Genomic DNA, 18,716 nt, shown 5'->3' on the forward strand with positions numbered 1-18,716 from the left:
TCAGAGCTAAGGCTGTTTTAGGTGTCTAAAGCTTGCTTTTTGAACACTCTTTTGTTGTGATAACCCTATGGGCGACTAATAATTATTGAAGCTTTTTAAAACGGTTAGAGAGAACTTAGCTTTTATTTCACATTAAAAAAACTGTATCTTTACCTATAAGTTTTTTATGAACCTTTTTTGGTGAATTTTAGAAAATTCGACCAAATCAATATATATAATATGGGTTGTAGTAGTTGTTCTACCGGTAAGGATGGACAACCAAAGGGATGCAAGAATAACGGTACTTGCGGTACAGATGGTTGCAATAAACTGACAGTTTTTGACTGGCTTTCAAATATGTCGCTCCCAAACGGGGAACGACCATTCGATTTTGTTGAGGTAAGATTTAAAAATAGTAGAAAAGAGTTTTTTAGGAATACTGAAAATCTCTCACTTTCCATTGGCGACATAGTTGCCACACAAGCACAGTCAGGTCATGATATTGGCATGGTTACCTTAACGGGTGAGCTTGTTCGTGTGCAAATGAAACGAAAAAAGGAATCCTTTAAAGAAGAAGAGGCTCCTAAAATCTATAGAAAAGCCAGCCAAAAAGACATTGATATTTGGCAAAAATGTAGAGATCGAGAAGAAGAAATTAAGAAAAGAGCACGGGAAATAGCTATTATCTTAAAACTTCAAATGAAAATTTCCGATGTTGAGTTTCAAGGTGATGGCTCTAAAGCTACGTTCTATTATACGGCAGATGAGCGTGTAGATTTTCGTCAGTTGATAAAAGACATGGCCAAGGCTTTTGGCATTAGAATAGAAATGCGTCAAATAGGCTATAGGCAAGAAGCCCAGCGTCTTGGTGGTATAGGTTCTTGTGGTAGAGAATTATGTTGTTCTACTTGGTTGACCGATTTTAGATCGGTAAGTACCTCTGCGGCACGCTACCAACAATTATCATTGAACCCGCAAAAGTTGGCAGGTCAATGTGGTAAGCTTAAGTGCTGTTTAAATTATGAGCTAGATGTGTATTTAGATGCGCTTAAAGACTTTCCTTCCCAAGATACAAAGTTGTTTACGGAGAAAGGTTTAGCTTTTTGTCAAAAAACGGATATTTTTAAAGAAATGCTTTGGTTCTCTTATAAAGAGGATCCGGGCAATTGGCACGTGCTTTCTAAAGATCAGGTCAATGAAATCCTTCAAAAAAATAAAAAGAAGGAAAAGGTAGCTAGCCTTGAAATGTACGCAATGGAAATTGTAGTAGAGGAAAAAGTAGTTTTTGAGAATGTTGTTGGTCAAGATAGTCTTACCCGTTTTGATAAGCCTAAAGGCGGAGGAAACAGGAACAAGAACAGAAACAAGAACAAGAATCGAAACCGTAATAAGAACAAGAATAGAAATCGTAATAGAAATCAAAAGAAGAATGCGTAGTATATTTTGTTGTTTTTTAGCACTTGTGCTCTTTGCTTCTTGTGACAGCAATATTATAAAATCTGAATACCGAACATTGGAAGATGGTGTTTGGAACAAGGATAATGTTTTAGAGTTTTCTCTAAGTAAAATGGATACCGTTACGGAACATGATATCTTTATCAATGTAAGAAACGACAATACCTTTCCATATAGTAATTTATTTATTATTGCAGCTCTAACTACACCTGAAGGTGAGGTTACTAAAGACACACTTGAATATGCCATGTCTTTACCAGACGGTACATGGTTGGGCAAGGGCAATGGCAGTATAAAGGAAAGTAAATTGTGGTATAAGGAAAACATCGTTTTTTCCACTTCTGGCGTATATACTATTGAGGTATCCCAAGCAATGCGTAAAAACGGTAATGTTTCTGGTATTATTAACCTAGAAGGTATTACCGATGTAGGTATAGAAGTAACAAAAAGCACCCCTTAAAAAATGGCAAAAGCGGTAAAAAAGAAAACAACCAACAATTTTTCCAAATTCATCTTGTGGTTTTGGATCTTATTTGCATCCGGTATTGCCTTAGTGGCACTAATATTTTTATCTGCCTCATGGGGGCTATTTGGTGAATTGCCACCCTATGAGTATTTAGAGAATCCACAAACCAATTTGGCATCACAGATTATATCTTCAGATGGCAAACTTTTGGGTAAGTTCTATTTAGATGATAACCGTACAGATGTAAAGTTTGAAGAACTTCCGGATAATCTGGTGAATGCACTTATTGCAACGGAAGATGCTCGTTTTAGAGACCATTCGGGTATTGATGCTCGTGGTACAGTAAGGGCATTCGCATATTTGGGAAGTAAAGGTGGTGCCAGTACCATTTCGCAGCAATTGGCGCGTCAGCTTTTCGTTGGGGTTCGTTCTAGAAGCAAGTTCGATGCTATAAAACAAAAAATAAAAGAATGGGTACTTGCTATTCGGTTAGAGCGTAGTTATACCAAAGAAGAAATCATAAGTATGTATTTCAATATCTATGATTTTGGTAACAACGCAGATGGTATTAGATCGGCTGCTCGTATATATTTTGGTAAAGAACCTAAGGATCTTAAAATTGAAGAATCTGCTATGTTGGTGGGTATGTTCAAGAATTCATCGCTTTTTAATCCATTGCGCAGAGAAGAAATGGTAAAGACCCGTAGGGATGTTGTTCTTGCCCAAATGGCAAAATATGATTACATCACCGAAGTGGAGAAAGATTCGCTTCAAGCGATGAAAATGGATATCAATTACAATCCTGAAACACATAGCGTAGGTCTAGCTACATATTTTAGAATGTATTTGCAACGTTTCATGAAAGATTGGATCGATAAAAATCCAAAGCCAGCCATTGGTGATGAACCGGATAAGTATAATTTGTATTTAGACGGACTCAAAATTTACACTACCATTGATTCTAAAATGCAGGCTAATGCAGAAGAAGCGGTCAATGAGCACATGACAAAATTGCAAGCGGAGTTCTTTCATCAAAATACACCGGATAGAAATAAAACCGCGCCTTTTTTGGATATTACACCAGAAGAAACGAAGGCAATTATGGAACGGGCTATGAAAAATTCCGATCGATGGAAGATTATGAAAAGCGAGGGTAAATCTGAAAAAGAAATCCGAGAGTCTTTTGATAAGAAAACAGAGATGACCGTTTTTGATTGGAAAAGTCCAACAAAAGAAAAAGATACTATTTTAACTCCGCGAGACTCTATTCGTTATTATAAAGCATTTTTAAGAACGGCAATGATGTCCATGGAACCACAAACGGGTCATGTAAAAGCATGGGTAGGTGGTATTAATTACAAGCATTTTCAATATGATAATGTAATTCAAGGAGCAAGACAAGCAGGTTCTACGTTTAAACCTTTTGTATATGCTGCCGCTATAGACCAGTTAAGGCTATCTCCTTGTGAAACTCGCCCAGATACACAATATTGTATAGAAGCGGGCAAACACGGTAACATGGAGCCTTGGTGCCCAAGAAACTCTAACCTTAAATATTCTGGTAATAGCTATTCTTTAAAGAAAGCCTTAGCAAACTCTGTAAACACCGTTACGGCACAATTGATTGATGAGGTGGGACCAAAATCTGTAGTGAGCATGGTACGTAACCTTGGTCTTACGGGAGATATTCTAGAAGTACCTTCAATTGCTTTAGGTACGTTAGATGTTAATGTATATGAAATGGTTGGTGCATATGGCGCCTTTGCAAATCAAGGTGTATATGTTAAGCCTGTTATGGTTACACGTATTGAAAATAAGGATGGTACCGTACTATATGAGTATGTACCAGAAACAAAAGATGTCCTAAGTAAAGATGTTTCTTATGCTATTTTAGACCTAATGAAGGGTGTAACCCAAGGTGGTTCAGGTACACGTTTAAGAACAACTGGGTTTAATAAATGGAGACCGGAGTATGATGAAATTATAACGGGTTATCCTTATAAGTTAACCAACCCTATTGCGGGTAAAACAGGTACTACTCAAAACAATAGTGATGGTTGGTTTATGGGTATGGTGCCTAATCTTGTTACCGGTGTTTGGGTTGGCGGTGAAGAAAGATCGGTTCACTTTAAAAGCATCACATATGGTCAAGGTGCCTCTATGGCTTTGCCTATATGGGGGCTATATATGACCAAGAATTATGCTGATGAGGAGTTGGGTATTTCAAAAGAAGACTTTGTTAAACCTGAAAATATGTCCATTGAAATTGATTGCGATAAATTTGTAGAAGGCACTAATACTGATTCGGACACAGATGATGATCTAGATGATTTAGATTTTTAAGAGATAATGTAATGTATTTAAAAAAGGTCTTGGCGTACGCTAAGACCTTTTTTTATTTTATCCCATTTATATTCGGTATTTTAGTAACAAGATAATTAATAACAAAATGATACGTAAAACTGTAAATAATGTAACCGAAGCATTAGCGGGTGTTAAAGATGGAATGACCTTTATGTTGGGCGGATTTGGTCTTTGCGGTATACCCGAAAATGCAATTACTGAACTAGTAAGATTGGGTGTAAAGGATATTACCTGTATATCCAATAACGCGGGAGTGGATGATTTTGGCTTGGGATTATTGTTGCATCAACATCAAATTAAGAAAATGGTATCTTCTTACGTTGGTGAAAACGATGAATTTGAAAGACAAATGTTAAGTGGTGAATTAGAGGTAGAGTTGACACCACAGGGCACATTGGCTGAAAAATGTAGGGCTGCCCAGGCTGGTTTTCCGGCATTTTATACTCCTGCTGGATATGGTACAGAAGTAGCCGAAGGTAAGGAGGTTAGAGAATTCAATGGTAAAATGTACATTTTAGAAGAAGCATTTAAGGCAGATTATGCTTTTGTAAAAGCTTGGAAGGGAGATGCTGCCGGAAATTTAATTTTTAAGGGTACGGCACGTAATTTTAATCCATGTATGTGCGGAGCTGCTAAAATTACCGTTGCGGAGGTAGAAGAGTTGGTGCCCGAAGGTGAGTTGGATCCAAACCAAATACATATACCTGGTATTTTTGTGCAACGCATATTTCAGGGTAAGGGTTATGAGAAAAGAATAGAACAAAGAACTGTACGTCAAATATAAGCTCATGTTAGATAAAAACGGAATTGCAAAAAGAATTGCACAAGAGGTAGAAGACGGTTATTATGTTAATCTAGGTATTGGTATTCCTACCTTGGTCGCTAATTATGTACGAGATGATATTAGCGTGGAGTTTCAAAGTGAAAACGGAATTTTAGGTATGGGTCCTTTTCCTGTGGAAGGCGAAGAAGATGCAGATTTGATCAATGCCGGTAAACAAACGATAACTGCATTACCTGGAGCTTCTTTTTTCGACTCGGCAACAAGCTTTGCCATGATAAGGGGAAAGCATGTTGATTTGACTATTTTGGGGGCAATGGAAGTGGCTGAGAATGGCGATATAGCCAATTGGAAAATACCCGGTAAAATGGTGAAGGGTATGGGTGGCGCTATGGATCTTGTAGCTTCAGCGGAGAATATCATAGTTGCGATGATGCATACCAATAGAGCTGGGGATTCTAAGCTGTTAAAACGTTGCAGTCTGCCATTAACGGGTGTAGGTTGCGTAAAAAAGATAGTTACCAACTTAGCTGTTCTAGAGGTAACCGAGAACGGATTTCTATTGTTAGAGCGCGCGCCCGGTATTAGTGTTGATGAAATTAAGAAAGCTACGGAGGGTCAGTTAATTGTGCCTGATCTAGTTAAAGAAATGGAAGTTTAAAATGCTGTGAATTCATCGGTGAAATGTGCTTTTTATTTTTTTCACAACAGGTTATATTCTATACACAACAATTTTTGTTAGAATTGGGGGAAACAAATATATCTTTAGGTCTCAATAAAACCCTTAATCTATTAATTACTTAACCACCATGAATTCCCAAACAAACAACATTACACCAGAACATAAGGTACAGGTTTACAGAAATGACTTTTTAAGCGGATTTCTTAGACTTACTAAAAAGCTGTTTATGCTATAAATAAACTGTAAAGAATTAAAAAAAGAGCGACATATTAGTCGCTCTTTTTTTTTGCACCATGTCCAGATATTTCTTTAAATGTTATTACGGTGCTCAATTCAGAAGCCAATCAGTAGAAGTTCACAACAGTTTTACTAAGTTTTACCACAAATATTATTTTGTAAGAAAAAGACTACATATATTTGTATGGTAATTAAGAGTGAATCCCAAATCGCTTTTGAAACTTAACCTAATATGAAGTATGTATTCAACTACCTGGTTCTGATGGTACTGGTTACCTCATGTTCCAAAATAGAGGAGAACAATGACCCCATAATCGGTATTTGGCAGCATACAGTGAAAACTGCTACCAATGAAAATAAAATGGTGGTAGATAATGAGGAATGGATTTTCAATGACGTCTATTTAGGTAGGTTTCATGGCTATAACAAGGGTCAAGTGGTTTACCTAACAGATTTCAGTTGGAGTGTTCACGACGGAATTTATATAGTAAGCTATCCAGGCACAGATTTCCCCGACGATTATGTAAAAATGGAAGAAACCGACGATGGTACTATTTTAATGAGAACAGAAGGAAAATTATTTGCAGAAAAACAATAAAAGTTCGCATATGAAAAATGCCCGCGAATTATAATACCGCTTTTGTAGAGCGGTATTAAAAACAGATAAGTTATCAAATCAACCTTTTTATAGAATTTCCCCCGATTAGGAGCAAAGTAATTTGCTCCTTTTTCTATTTTAGTAATATGGAACTCACATTTACCAAATGTTCTCTTCAAGATGCGGAACAATTAAGATTGATTTCTGAGCAGACCTTTGTAAATGCCTTTGAAAAAGATAACGACCCGGCAGATTTTAAAGATTATATAGAAAAGGCTTTTGCCCTTAATAAAATTAAATCTGAACTTTTAAATGCCAACAGCGAGTTTTATTTCGTATTCAGAAATGATATGTTGGTGGGTTATTTTAAACTCAACGTGCTTTCTGCGCAATCAGACGTTAAAAGAGCTGATAGCATAGAGTTGGAACGCATCTATGTTTTAAAGGAGTATCAAAATTTAGGTTTAGGGAAACAATTTTTGCATCACATTAAAAATATAGCATTAATAAAAAATAAGAAAATGCTATGGTTAGGGGTATGGGAAGAAAATGTAAGGGCAATTAAATTTTATGAACGTCACGGTTTTCAAAAATTTGATACCCACCCGTATTTCATAGGCTCAGATGAACAGACCGATTGGTTAATGCAGTTCGATTTAAGTACCTTGTAACTTTAAACCAACATTTATGAAATATTCTCTTATCATTGTTTTGACTATTTTCTTAATTGGAAATATTCATGCTCAAGATTATTACTTTCCCAATGCGAACGCTTCCTGGGAACAGCGTGCTCCAAAAGATTTTAAAATTAAAGACGCATTGTTGCAAGACGCTATTGCTTTTGCAGAAGACAATGAATACTCTGGGTCTAGAGATTTACGTATAGCAATTGTTAAGGGTTTTGAGCGCGAACCTTTTCATAAAATATTGGGACCTACAAAAAAAAGAGGCGGACCTGCTGGTATGATTTTAAAGAATGGCTATGTGGTTGCACAGTGGGGAGATACAAAGAGAGTGGATATGACCTTTAGTGTAACTAAGAGCTTTTTAAGCGCCATGGCCGGTCTTGCAGAAGACCAAGGTCTCATTGAAGACACTAAAAATTTGGTTGGTGATTACGTATGGGACGGTACTTTTGATGGTGCCCATAATTCCAAAATTACATGGGAACATCTTCTACAGCAAAACTCGGCTTGGTCAGGTGAGCTATGGGGAGGTAAGGACTGGGCAGATAGACCGCCGAGTAAAGGAAATATTGATGACTGGAAAATGGAAATGCCCAAAGAGCCGGGTACTGTTATGGAATATAATGATGTTCGTGTAAATGTTTTGGCATATTCCCTAACCCAGGTTTGGCGTAAACCAATGCCGTTGGTGTTAAAGGAAAATATTATGGATAATATTGGGGCATCTACTACATGGCGTTGGTATGGCTATGATAATGCATGGACAGAGATAGATGGTCTACAAATGAAATCGGTCACTGGAGGAGGTCATTCAGGGGCAGGAATGTTTATCAGTACCCAAGATATGGCACGCTTTGGTCTATTGTTCTTAAATAATGGTAGGTGGGAAAATAAACAATTGATTTCCGAAGAATGGATTAAAAAGGCAACAACACCATCCATACCTAATAGTAACTATGGGTATATGTGGTGGTTGAATAAAAAGGGTGCAAGACATTGGGAAGGATTATCTGAAAACATTTATTACGCTGCCGGTTTTGGAGGTAATTTTATAGTTATAGACAAAGAAAATGATCTTGTAGTCGTTACACGTTGGTTAGAACCGAATAAAATTGGAGCATTTATGAAGAAAGTAAACGCTGCCTTATAAATTGAAGCTTATAGGCTGTTCAAAATCTCAATTGCCTTTTCAAGGGTAGCTGTCTTTTTTGCAAAGCAGAACCTGAGCATATGGTCATTTCTATTTTCAACATTGAACGATGAAATAGGAATTGAGGCTATACCGTTTTGTTTAATTAAGCGTTCACCCATAGCTTCATCAAATTCCGTGGATATAGCAGAGTAATCCAATAATTGAAAGTACGTTCCTTGTGATGGCTTATATTTAAACTTGGACGATTTTATCCCATTGAGAAAGAAATCTCGTTTTTCTTGGTAAAAATTATTCAAATGTAGATAATTGGAAGGGTTTTGTAAATAAGTTGCCAATGCACGTTGAACAGGATGATCTACACAAAATACCGCAAATTGATGCACCTTCCTAAATTCGGCCATTAGTTCATTTGGTGCTACGCAATACCCTACCTTCCAACCGGTAACATGAAAAGTTTTACCAAAAGAGGCACACACGAAACTTCTATGGGCAAGTTCTGGATATCTTGATGCGCTTTCATGCTCTTGATCATCAAAAGTGATATGTTCATAAACTTCATCACTCAATAATATGATGTTGGTAGGCTTTAAAATGGTCTGTAGTTGCTCCATATCCCATTTAGATAAAACCGTTCCACTGGGGTTATGGGGTGTATTTAAAATCACCATTTTAGTTTTACTGGTAATTTTTTCCTGAAAGACTTCCCAATCTATGCTATAGTCTGGTGCATTGAGTTGTACATACACTGGAATGCCACCATTAAGAAGAATAGCGGGCTCATAACAGTCGTAAGCAGGTTTTATAACGATAACCTCATCGCCTTTACTAATAAAGGCTGTAATAGCCGTAAAAATAGCTTCAGTTGCACCTATGGTTACGGTTATTTCTTTTTCTGGGTTGTAATGTTTGTTATGTAGTGTGTTTATTTTATCGGAAATAATTTCTCTTAAGCCAAAATAACCAGGCATGGGTGCATATTGGTTATAGCCTTGATGTATAGCATGGCTTACCAAGGATTTTAGTTTCTCATCTGCCTCAAAATTTGGGAATCCTTGAGAAAGATCAATGGCATCATGTTTTCTTGCAAGATTGCCTATTGTTGTGAAAATCGTCGTCTTTACATCTGGTAATTTTGATGCGTTTATAAGATGTTCGTAGTTCATAGAAGTAAATGTATGAATTTTAACTACGGACATAAAAAAAGCCCAACCAAATGGCTGGGCTTCTACATTCCACTTCAGATGCATTATGCATGTTGCATTTCATGCTTTCCTTCTTTTATTTCTTCAACCAATTTAGAATTAAAAGCAGGTAAATCATCGGGATTTCTACTTGTCACGAATCCTTCGTCAACAACAACTTCTTGGTCTACCCAATCAGCTCCTGCATTTATTAAGTCATCTTTAATGGAGTGAAATGAAGTCATTTTTCTTCCTTTAACTACACCTGCACTAATCAATGTCCATGGCGCATGGCAAATAGCTGCTACAGGTTTTTTCAATTTAAAAAAGTCTCGTACAAAATCTAAAGCCGTTTCTTCCCTTCTAAGTAAATCTGGGTTAATTACTCCGCCAGGTAATACCAATGCGTTATAATCCTCAGCTCTAACTTCGTTCAAGGTTTTATCTACAGTGTAACTGTTAGACCAGTTACCGTCTGCCCAACCTTTTATTTCTCCTTTTTCTAAACTTACAATGTCTACGTTAAAGCCTTCTTTCTCCATGGCTTCTTTTGGAGATTTTAATTCACTTTCCTCAAATCCATTTGTAGCTAATATTGCTATCCTCTTCATAATATATAGTTTTTAACGATTAATAATTTCTTTGATACTAAGTTACACACCAAAGGGAGTAATGTCCGTTAAAGCCTTATTAATAAAGGGGTTTCAAGGGTTAAACATTTGCTAAATGAACTTTATACAAATTATTCTGTGCTCTTTTCAAAAGAATTTAGATGGCTTATAGTTATCTGTAGGCAGTTTTCAAGATCCTTTTTCACTTGGGTTTCCCAGAACCTAAAAACAGTGTATCCTAATCTTTTTAGTTCTTGGTTGACTTCTTGATCCCGTTGTATATTACGTTCAATTTTTGCAATCCAAAAATCACGATTGGTCTTAATTTTTGGTTTACGCTCTTCCCAATTTTTGCCATGCCAATATTCACCATCAATGAATATTACTGTTTTGTACTTAGGCAGGGCTATATCTGGTTTGCCTATTAGTTTTTTGTAATCAATGCGATATCTATATCCAGCGGCATAAAGGGCTTTTCTAAAGGCAAGTTCGGGTTTGGTGTTCTTACCCCGTATTTTGCTCATTATCTTAGAACGTTGTGGAGTAGTGTAAAAACCAGATTCCTCATTGAATCGTGGTACTTTAATTCGCTCTTGTTTATAGTCTTTTGACATATCTTAAAAATAAAAAATCCCGAACCTAAATGGTCGGGATTTTTAGAATTTTATGATTTTTAAGTCTAACTTTTAACGTTAGCACTTAAATATTCGCGGTTCATTCTTGCAATATTCTCTAAAGAAATTCCTTTAGGACATTCAATTTCACAAGCACCGGTATTGGTACAGTTACCAAAACCTTCCAAATCCATTTGTGCTACCATGTTCTTCACACGATCTACGGCTTCTACTTGACCTTGAGGTAATAAAGCATATTGTGATACTTTTGCGCCAACAAATAACATTGCAGAGGCATTTTTGCAACTTGCTACACAAGCTCCACAACCAATACAAGTAGCGGCATCCATAGCTTCATCAGCTGCGTGCTTTGAAATAGGAATGGCATTTGCATCTTGGGTATTACCAGAAGTGTTTACAGAAATATATCCACCAGCGTGCTGAATACGATCAAAAGAACTTCTGTCTACCACTAAATCTTTAATTACAGGAAATGCCTTTGCTCTAAATGGCTCAATAGTGATAGTGTCGCCATCTTTGAACATACGCATGTGTAATTGACATGTTGTAACACCTCTGTCAGGACCGTGGGCCTCACCATTGATGTACATTGAACACATACCACAAATACCTTCACGACAATCATGGTCAAAAGCTACTGGTTCTTCTCCTTGGTTGATCAATTGCTCGTTAAGAACATCCATCATTTCTAAGAAAGACATATGTTCAGATATATCCGTTACCTTATAATCGACCATAGAACCTTTATCTTTTGGTCCCTTTTGTCTCCAGATTTTTAATGTCAGATTCATAATTATTTCGTTTTTGGTTGTTCGTTGTTCGTTGTTGGTTCATTAAAACCAGCAACTAGCAACCATCAACTACTTATAACTTCTTTGTTTTAATTCTATTTCGTTGAACTCTAATTGCTCTTTATGCAAGATAGCATCACCAGGTTCTCCTTTATATTCCCAAGCCGAAACAAAGGCAAATTCAGCATCGTTACGTTTTGCCTCACCTGCTTGTTCCCCGCCAATTTCAACGGATTCTTCTCTAAAGTGTCCTCCACAAGATTCTTCTCTTACCAAGGCATCTTTTGCGAACAATTCACCCAACTCCAAGAAATCTGCTACACGACCCGCTTTTTCCAATTCAGGGTTCATTTCGTTGGCAGCACCTGGAACATTAACTTCTTTCCAGAAACTTTCTCTTAGTTCCTTAATTTCTTTTGCAGCTTCTTTTAAACCTTCCGCATTACGGGACATACCACATTTATCCCACATAATCTTACCTAGTCTTTTGTGGTAATAATCAACAGAATGTTGTCCCTTATTATTGATGAAGAAATCAATTCTATCTTTTACAGATTTTTCTGCTTCATCAAACTCAGGGGAATCAGTAGCAATTTTACCTGTTCTAATTTCATTGGATAAGTAATCGCCAATGGTATATGGTAAAACAAAATAACCGTCTGCAAGACCTTGCATTAACGCAGAGGCACCTAACCTGTTGGCACCGTGATCAGAGAAGTTAGCTTCACCAATACAGTAAAGACCGTCAACAGTAGTCATTAAATTATAATCAACCCAAACACCACCCATGGTATAGTGTACTGCAGGGTAAATCATCATTGGGGTTTTGTACGGATCTTGATCTACGATTTTTTCGTACATCTGAAAAAGGTTACCGTATTTAGCTTTTACTATAGCGGCACCTAGTTCATATATTTTGTCAGCAGAAGCATTGTTGATGTTATGAATTTTAGCTTGCTCTTTACCATATCTTTCAATAGCAGAGGCAAAATCCAAATAAACAGCTTCACCGGTAGCATTTACACCATAACCGGCATCACAACGTTCTTTTGCTGCTCTTGATGCAACATCACGTGGTACTAGGTTACCAAATGCAGGATATCTTCTTTCTAAGTAATAATCTCTTTCGTCTTCAGATAAATCTGTAGGTTTCTTTTTGCCCTCGCGAATAGCAATTACATCGTCCATATTTTTAGGAACCCAAATACGACCATCGTTACGTAAAGATTCTGACATCAAAGTCAGTTTAGACTGATAGTCACCTGAGCGTGGAATACAGGTTGGGTGAATTTGAGTGTAGCAAGGGTTGGCAAAGAACGCTCCTTTTTTATGGATTTTCCAAGCAGCCGTTGCGTTAGATCCCATTGCGTTGGTCGACAGGAAATATACATTGCCATATCCACCAGAGGCAATAACCACTGCATGTGCAGAGTGGCGCTCAATTTCACCGGTAACCAAGTTACGGGCAATAATACCACGAGCCTTACCATCAACTTTTACTACATCTAACATTTCATGACGATTGAACGGGGTAATTTTACCACGGGCAATTTGTCTGTTCATTGCAGAATAAGCACCTAATAATAATTGTTGTCCGGTTTGACCTTTGGCGTAAAAAGTTCTTGAAACCAATACACCACCAAATGAACGGTTGTCAAGTAGTCCGCCATAATCACGTGCAAAAGGAACCCCTTGTGCCACACACTGGTCAATAATATTTGCAGAAACTTCTGCTAATCTATATACGTTTGCTTCTCTTGAACGGTAATCACCACCTTTTACGGTATCGTAAAATAAACGGTATGTAGAATCACCATCACCTTGGTAATTTTTTGCTGCGTTAATACCACCTTGTGCAGCAATAGAGTGTGCCCTTCTTGGAGAATCTTGATAGCAAAATGTTTTTACATTATAGCCTAATTCTGCTAAAGTTGCAGCAGCAGAACCACCCGCCAATCCTGTTCCAACTACAATAACATCTATATTACGTTTGTTGGCAGGGTTTACCAAATCTATATGGTTCTTATAATCGGTCCACTTCGTTTTCAACGGACCTTTAGGTACTTTTGAGTCTAATACAGACATAAGTAATAGGTATTAATGATGATTAAAATGATGAAAAAGTGCAATGAAAATAAATCCTAATGGAATTATTATAGCATACGCTTTACCAAACAATTGTAATTTTTCTTTTCTCATGCTCGTTGCCCCGGCAGACTGAAATGCAGAACTAAAGCCATGCATTAGGTGTAACGATAAGAATACGAAGGCGATTACATAAGCGCCAACACGTAATGGGCTTTCAAACTTATGGGCAAGTTCCTCATAATAACGAAAGCCTTCACCGTTACCCAATAAACCAGACATATCGCCTTGAATATATTTTGTATTGATTTCTGGGATCCAGAAATCAATAAAGTGAAGTACCAAAAATGCCAAAATGCACAAACCGCTGTAAATCATATTACGGCTCATCCATGATGAATTGGCAGCACCATTGTTTTTTGCGTATTTTTTTACTCTAGCACTTCTGTTTTTGGCTTCTAAGATGAAACCCATCACAAAATGGTAGATTACACCGAAAATTAAAACAGGCTGCAGAACATATTGTACGGCCCAAAATGTACCCATAAAGTGCGAAGCTTCATTGAAGGCATTAGGACTGAAAACCGATAAAATGTTAATTGCAAAATGCTGAAGTAGAAAAAACATTAAAAAGAAAGCAGAAAGTGCCATTGCGTACTTTCTACCAATCGAAGATTTAAAAAATCCGCTCATTAGTTGATAATTTTATATGCGAATTTACATCACAAGCTAGTTATTAACAAGAATTAACAGGATTTAGTATGTCTATTTAGACTGATTATAAAATCTATTTTGAAGATGTTTAAGATTTTTTTGTAAATAAGGCTTTCAAATAATTAATCTTTCAACAAAATTATAATGTTAATTTACTGATTCTGTAGATTTTTCGGAAATTTCAGTTGCCCAAGCCACAGCTTTGTCTAAATCTACGAACCTTTTTATCCTTTTTGGAAAGATCAATTTTTTTAAGAACATGCTTAACGCATGACCTTTTAAAGGACCTACCGCAGCAATATGTTGCATATCAAACCTATTTTTGTAGAACTTGAACCAGTCAAAAGGAGCTACATGATATCTATTGATTCTATTGGCAATATAAATGAATGGAATATGATCGTCGTAAATTTCTTGAGCGGCATAAACGGCTTTTTTTGCATTATCCCATCTGAAGAGAACGCCTTCGTGCATTTCAGAAATAACAATACCGCCTTTAAAGAAATAGAATACGCCAAATTCAAACTCCCTTATTTCCCGTATTTGATTAATTAATTCGAGATCTCGAACTTTTTTCATGCCAATTAATTATCGGACGGCAAATATACTGGATATTAGTTAAATAGCTTATAAAAACATCGACGAACGGTAAGGTAATTAGTTTGGGGTTCTTTAAACAAGTAACTCCATTAGTTCTCCATATCCTTTAGCTGAATTTCTAGTGCTTTTGTCGATAGCTGTACCTCGATCAAGGATAAAACCAAAGACACCATTAGCGCAAATAAACTAATGCTAAATATCAAATTTGCCCAAAATGTAAGTTCTACATAAATAAGGGTCATTGTAATTACTGCCAATAAAAAGCTGAAGATTGCAGTGGCTTGCATGTTTTTTATAATGGTGAGTCGTTTACGTAATTTTTGAACTTGTAGACCAACGGATTGCGATGCCGTTTCTTGATATTTTTGATGTAATTGGCGTATTAATGCGGCAATAGCCAAGTATCTTGCATTGTATGCCAACATTGTCAATGAAATGGCGGGGAAAAGGAGCGCTGGTATGCCTAAAGTGAGTTCCATAAATAATAATTATTAATCCGTAGCTATTCCAAAATAAGTCCAAGTTACATTTTGGTCAAATGGGTTGTGTTGGCCATGTATTTCACCAGGGGCTATAGTAATGCATTTTCCAGGGCCAACCTCATAATCCTTTCCTGAAATAGTAAATACGGCTTTACCGGTCTGTATATGAAAAACTTCAAACATAGTATCATGTTTATGAAGCTCAACTTTTTGACCAGGCTTGAAAACAGCGGTACCGTACATCATTAATTGTGGTATTTCACCACGATTTATCAATATCTTTTTCTTAATGCTTGGGTCATGGCTAACACCTAGTTCCGGTAGCTCGTTCCAATCTACTATTTTCATTGTGCTATTTTATATCAAAAGTTGCTTTTTCAACAGTTCCGTTTCCTTTGATTTCTATGGTATAGGTTCCTTTTGGTAGATAGGTGCTCCCATTATCAGCTTGTTTTAAAACGGTTTTGTGTTTTTTAAGGTAATTCATCTTGCCAATTTTAGAGAAAGCAACATCATAGGATAAAACATTTAAACCTTTGTCTGCAATAATTTCAGTTTCACTCACTACGATATCATCTGAAGATATTATTTTGGCTTCATACACATCATCACTATCAGAGTAGAAGGTAATATCTAATCCAGGTGTTCTCGGTTTTGACCAAGAGCTCCAAGAATTACCCCAACGTGAAGAATGCTTAATATTCTTTAATGTATATACGTGCAGTGCTTTGTTCTGAATTTCTGAAGTCAAATTTTGAAGCGCAGCGATATTTGCGGTATAAATACTTCTACCATGTGTACCCACCACTAAATGTTTAGCATCTTGTTGTATGACTAAATCATGAATGGCAACATAGGGCATTCCATTTTGGAAAGACTGCCATGTTGTTCCCCTATCCAATGAAACGTATAAGCCATTATCCGTACCAACAAATAAAAGGTTTTCATTTTCCGGGTCTTCTACTATAACATTCACGGCAGAAGTAGGTATGTTATTAGAAATGTTTTTCCAAGTAGACCCTTTGTCATCACTTACAAAAACATAGGGAGTAAAGTCGTCTGAACGGTATCCGTTTAATGTAGCATATACTCTATTTTCGTTATGTTTTGAAGCAATGACCCTGCTTACCCATAAATTTTGAGGTAGGTTATTAGATACGGTTATCCAACTACCACCACCGTTATCAGTTCGTTGAATTAGACCATCATCACTACCGGTATATAACAATCCGAATTTATAGGTAGATTCAGAAATTGTGGTCAAGGTACCATAGGCTACATTACCTTGTTTTCCTCCTTGGGTCAGGTCAGCTGAGATAGTTTCCCATGTGTCTCCTTTATTTAAGGAACGATGCATTTTATTACTGCCCATATATAAAATATCTTGGTTATGGGGAGAAAGTAAAATAGGAGTTTGCCAGTTGAAACGGTAGGGAGCCTCGCCTAGCTCATGTTTTGGTTGAATATAATTTCTTTGGTCTTTTTCTAAATCGATTCTAAAATAATTTCCGAATTGATATCCCGTGTAAACGATATTAGCGTTGCGATCGTCAATCTCTACCTGCATACCATCTCCGCCTAAAATAGATTTCCAAGGGTATTGCCCTGTTTGCTGCCATTCGCTATTTTCCTCTGCATTGTGCGGTCCCATCCAAACTCCGTTGTCTTGTAATCCGCCATATATGTTATATGGTTTTTCATGATCAACGGCAATGGCATAAAACTGACCAACCGTGGGAGAGTTGTTCTTAAACCAATTTTTACCGTCATCGTAGCTCGTGTTAACTCCGCCATCATTCCCGTTAATGAGATGCCCAGGTAATTTTGGATTGATCCATAATGCATGGTGATCTGCATGAACGTTATCACCATTTATTGACGTATATGTTTTGCCGCCATCTTTAGAAGCTATAATGGGTACACCGGCTAAGTAAATGGAATCAACATTATTGGGGTCAATAGTTATCTGGGCAAAATAATACCCGTAGCTATAAAAAAGGTCGTCTATATAGTCTTCGTTTTGTTTTGACCAAGTTTTACCGCCATCATTACTTCGGTAGACTTCTGCACCAATAACCGGAGTATCGAACAACATACTGTTGGCATCTTCTAAATATAACGCCAAATCTGCCGGTTGTACGGCATTACTACGAACCATTTGCTTGACATTGGCAGCTCTATATTTTTCGTGAAAATTATTGGTTTTTAGAAATTCGTTCAGCTCTTTGTCGTTCAGCTTCAAGAACTGTTCTTTGGAGAGCGATTTAAAATCATCTTTTGTTAAGCCGGATTGCTTCTCCTTTTTTTCTTTGGATTTTTCTCTTCTAAATTGATTGTCATGAACGGCATAAAGAATGTTGTCATCAAAAACGGCCAAGCCAATTCTACCAACTCCTTCTCCCGTAGGAAATCCGCTTGAGGGTGTTGAAATTTTTGTCCATGTGGTGCCGGCATCTGTACTTTTGTAAATGCCAGAACCTTCTCCGCTACCGCTAAAATTCCATGCTTTTCTATCTTTTTGCCAAGCTGCCGCGTATTGTGTCTGATAATTATTAGGGGAAACCGCAACATCGATGATACCTGTATTGTCATCAATGAACAAAGTTCTTTTCCAATTTTTACCACCATCTGTGGTTTTGTAAATGCCACGTTCTTTGTTAGGAGAATATAAATGACCAGTAACGCCCACGGTTACCTCATTTGCATTATCAGGATTTACTATAATGCGCCCAATATGGTGCGAATCTGATAAGCCCATATGTTGCCAGGTTTTACCCTTATCGGTAGACTTTAAAATTCCGATACCGGCGTATGAGGAGCGCGATGAGTTATTTTCTCCCGTACCTGCCCAAATGGTCCCGCTTTGCCAATGAACTGCTATGTCACCAAGGTTTTGGGTTTGGGTTTCATCCATTACCGGAGTAAAGGTGTTACCGTTATTGTTGGTGTACCACAATCCGCCAGAAGCGTATGCTACGTAATATTCTGTTGGGTTGTTGTCGTTGACCGCTAAATCTACTACACGACCACTCATTACAGACGGACCTACATTTTTTAATGGAATATTTTTGACCAGTGAATTGGCATCCATAGCCTGTTTGGCAATCAATGATTCCTCTATTTTTTTAGATGTAGTTGGTTGAACCTGTGCCGATACTATTGAAATACCGATTAGTAATAGGAAATAAAACTGTTTCATTATAATGTTTTTGATGC

18 protein-coding genes are annotated in these 18,716 nt (G+C 37.1%); 8 read left to right on the forward strand and 10 right to left on the reverse strand.

Annotated elements, in window-relative coordinates; translation table 11 throughout:
• The first annotated feature begins 219 nt into the window (after nt 1–219).
• From VBZ51_RS09070 to VBZ51_RS09105, 8 genes are all read left to right on the forward strand, one after another.
• Nucleotides 220–1,416, forward strand: coding sequence for a PSP1 domain-containing protein (locus VBZ51_RS09070; protein ID WP_091607810.1), 1,197 nt, complete (start codon nt 220–222; stop codon nt 1,414–1,416).
• On the forward strand, nt 1,409–1,894 hold the full coding sequence (locus tag VBZ51_RS09075; protein WP_416576703.1) for a gliding motility lipoprotein GldH: 486 nt from the start codon (nt 1,409–1,411) through the stop codon (nt 1,892–1,894). Before VBZ51_RS09070 ends, VBZ51_RS09075 begins: the two co-directional genes overlap by 8 nt.
• A gap of 3 nt (nt 1,895–1,897) precedes the next feature.
• Complete coding sequence (locus VBZ51_RS09080; RefSeq protein WP_058104501.1) at nt 1,898–4,243, forward strand: penicillin-binding protein 1A; 2,346 nt, start codon at nt 1,898–1,900, stop codon at nt 4,241–4,243.
• A gap of 106 nt (nt 4,244–4,349) precedes the next feature.
• Nucleotides 4,350–5,048 carry a CoA transferase subunit A gene (locus VBZ51_RS09085; protein WP_416576704.1) on the forward strand — a complete coding sequence of 233 codons (699 nt, stop codon included), beginning with the start codon at nt 4,350–4,352 and terminating at the stop codon, nt 5,046–5,048.
• A gap of 4 nt (nt 5,049–5,052) precedes the next feature.
• Complete coding sequence (locus VBZ51_RS09090) at nt 5,053–5,706, forward strand: CoA transferase subunit B (RefSeq protein WP_416576705.1); 654 nt, start codon at nt 5,053–5,055, stop codon at nt 5,704–5,706.
• 490 nt (nt 5,707–6,196) lie between these two features.
• Nucleotides 6,197–6,562, forward strand: coding sequence for a hypothetical protein (locus VBZ51_RS09095; protein WP_416576706.1), 366 nt, complete (start codon nt 6,197–6,199; stop codon nt 6,560–6,562).
• A 146-nt stretch (nt 6,563–6,708) separates the two neighbouring features.
• On the forward strand, nt 6,709–7,233 hold the full coding sequence (locus tag VBZ51_RS09100; protein ID WP_416576707.1) for a GNAT family N-acetyltransferase: 525 nt from the start codon (nt 6,709–6,711) through the stop codon (nt 7,231–7,233).
• Nucleotides 7,234–7,249: 16 nt separating this feature from the next.
• The gene (locus VBZ51_RS09105) at nt 7,250–8,398 is read left to right on the forward strand and encodes a serine hydrolase domain-containing protein (RefSeq protein WP_416576708.1); all 1,149 of its coding nucleotides are present in this window, start codon (nt 7,250–7,252) and stop codon (nt 8,396–8,398) included.
• A gap of 8 nt (nt 8,399–8,406) precedes the next feature.
• On the opposite strand, the gene VBZ51_RS09110 is transcribed toward VBZ51_RS09105, so the two are convergent.
• The 10 genes from VBZ51_RS09110 to VBZ51_RS09155 form a co-directional block, all read right to left on the reverse strand.
• Nucleotides 8,407–9,648, reverse strand: coding sequence for a methionine aminotransferase (locus tag VBZ51_RS09110; RefSeq protein WP_416576709.1), 1,242 nt, complete (start codon nt 9,646–9,648; stop codon nt 8,407–8,409).
• A complete protein-coding gene (locus VBZ51_RS09115; RefSeq protein WP_074670970.1) occupies nt 9,648–10,193 on the reverse strand; it encodes a type 1 glutamine amidotransferase domain-containing protein in 546 nt (181 codons plus the stop codon). The genes VBZ51_RS09110 and VBZ51_RS09115 overlap by 1 nt, the downstream gene beginning before the upstream one ends.
• A 131-nt stretch (nt 10,194–10,324) precedes the next feature.
• Nucleotides 10,325–10,807, reverse strand: coding sequence for a very short patch repair endonuclease (locus VBZ51_RS09120; protein WP_091607792.1), 483 nt, complete (start codon nt 10,805–10,807; stop codon nt 10,325–10,327).
• A gap of 65 nt (nt 10,808–10,872) precedes the next feature.
• Nucleotides 10,873–11,619 carry a succinate dehydrogenase/fumarate reductase iron-sulfur subunit gene (locus tag VBZ51_RS09125; protein ID WP_058104492.1) on the reverse strand — a complete coding sequence of 249 codons (747 nt, stop codon included), beginning with the start codon at nt 11,617–11,619 and terminating at the stop codon, nt 10,873–10,875.
• Nucleotides 11,620–11,688: 69 nt separating this feature from the next.
• Nucleotides 11,689–13,704, reverse strand: a complete 2,016-nt coding sequence (locus VBZ51_RS09130) for a fumarate reductase/succinate dehydrogenase flavoprotein subunit (protein ID WP_416576710.1) — start codon at nt 13,702–13,704, stop codon at nt 11,689–11,691.
• Nucleotides 13,705–13,716: 12 nt separating this feature from the next.
• Nucleotides 13,717–14,397, reverse strand: coding sequence for a succinate dehydrogenase cytochrome b subunit (locus VBZ51_RS09135; protein WP_074670975.1), 681 nt, complete (start codon nt 14,395–14,397; stop codon nt 13,717–13,719).
• Nucleotides 14,398–14,565: 168 nt separating this feature from the next.
• On the reverse strand, nt 14,566–14,997 hold the full coding sequence (locus VBZ51_RS09140) for a hypothetical protein (protein ID WP_074670976.1): 432 nt from the start codon (nt 14,995–14,997) through the stop codon (nt 14,566–14,568).
• 110 nt (nt 14,998–15,107) lie between these two features.
• Nucleotides 15,108–15,497, reverse strand: a complete 390-nt coding sequence (locus tag VBZ51_RS09145; protein ID WP_058104488.1) for a DUF2721 domain-containing protein — start codon at nt 15,495–15,497, stop codon at nt 15,108–15,110.
• Nucleotides 15,498–15,509: 12 nt separating this feature from the next.
• Entirely contained in the window at nt 15,510–15,848 is a 339-nt protein-coding gene (locus VBZ51_RS09150; protein ID WP_416576711.1) for a cupin domain-containing protein, read from the reverse strand.
• Nucleotides 15,849–15,852: 4 nt separating this feature from the next.
• Nucleotides 15,853–18,699 carry a WD40/YVTN/BNR-like repeat-containing protein gene (locus VBZ51_RS09155; protein WP_416576712.1) on the reverse strand — a complete coding sequence of 949 codons (2,847 nt, stop codon included), beginning with the start codon at nt 18,697–18,699 and terminating at the stop codon, nt 15,853–15,855.
• Nucleotides 18,700–18,716 lie beyond the last annotated feature (17 nt).

It is taken from the genome of Maribacter sp. HS (assembly GCF_048059195.1).
In the GTDB taxonomy this organism is placed as follows: Bacteria; Bacteroidota; Bacteroidia; order Flavobacteriales; family Flavobacteriaceae; genus Maribacter; species Maribacter dokdonensis.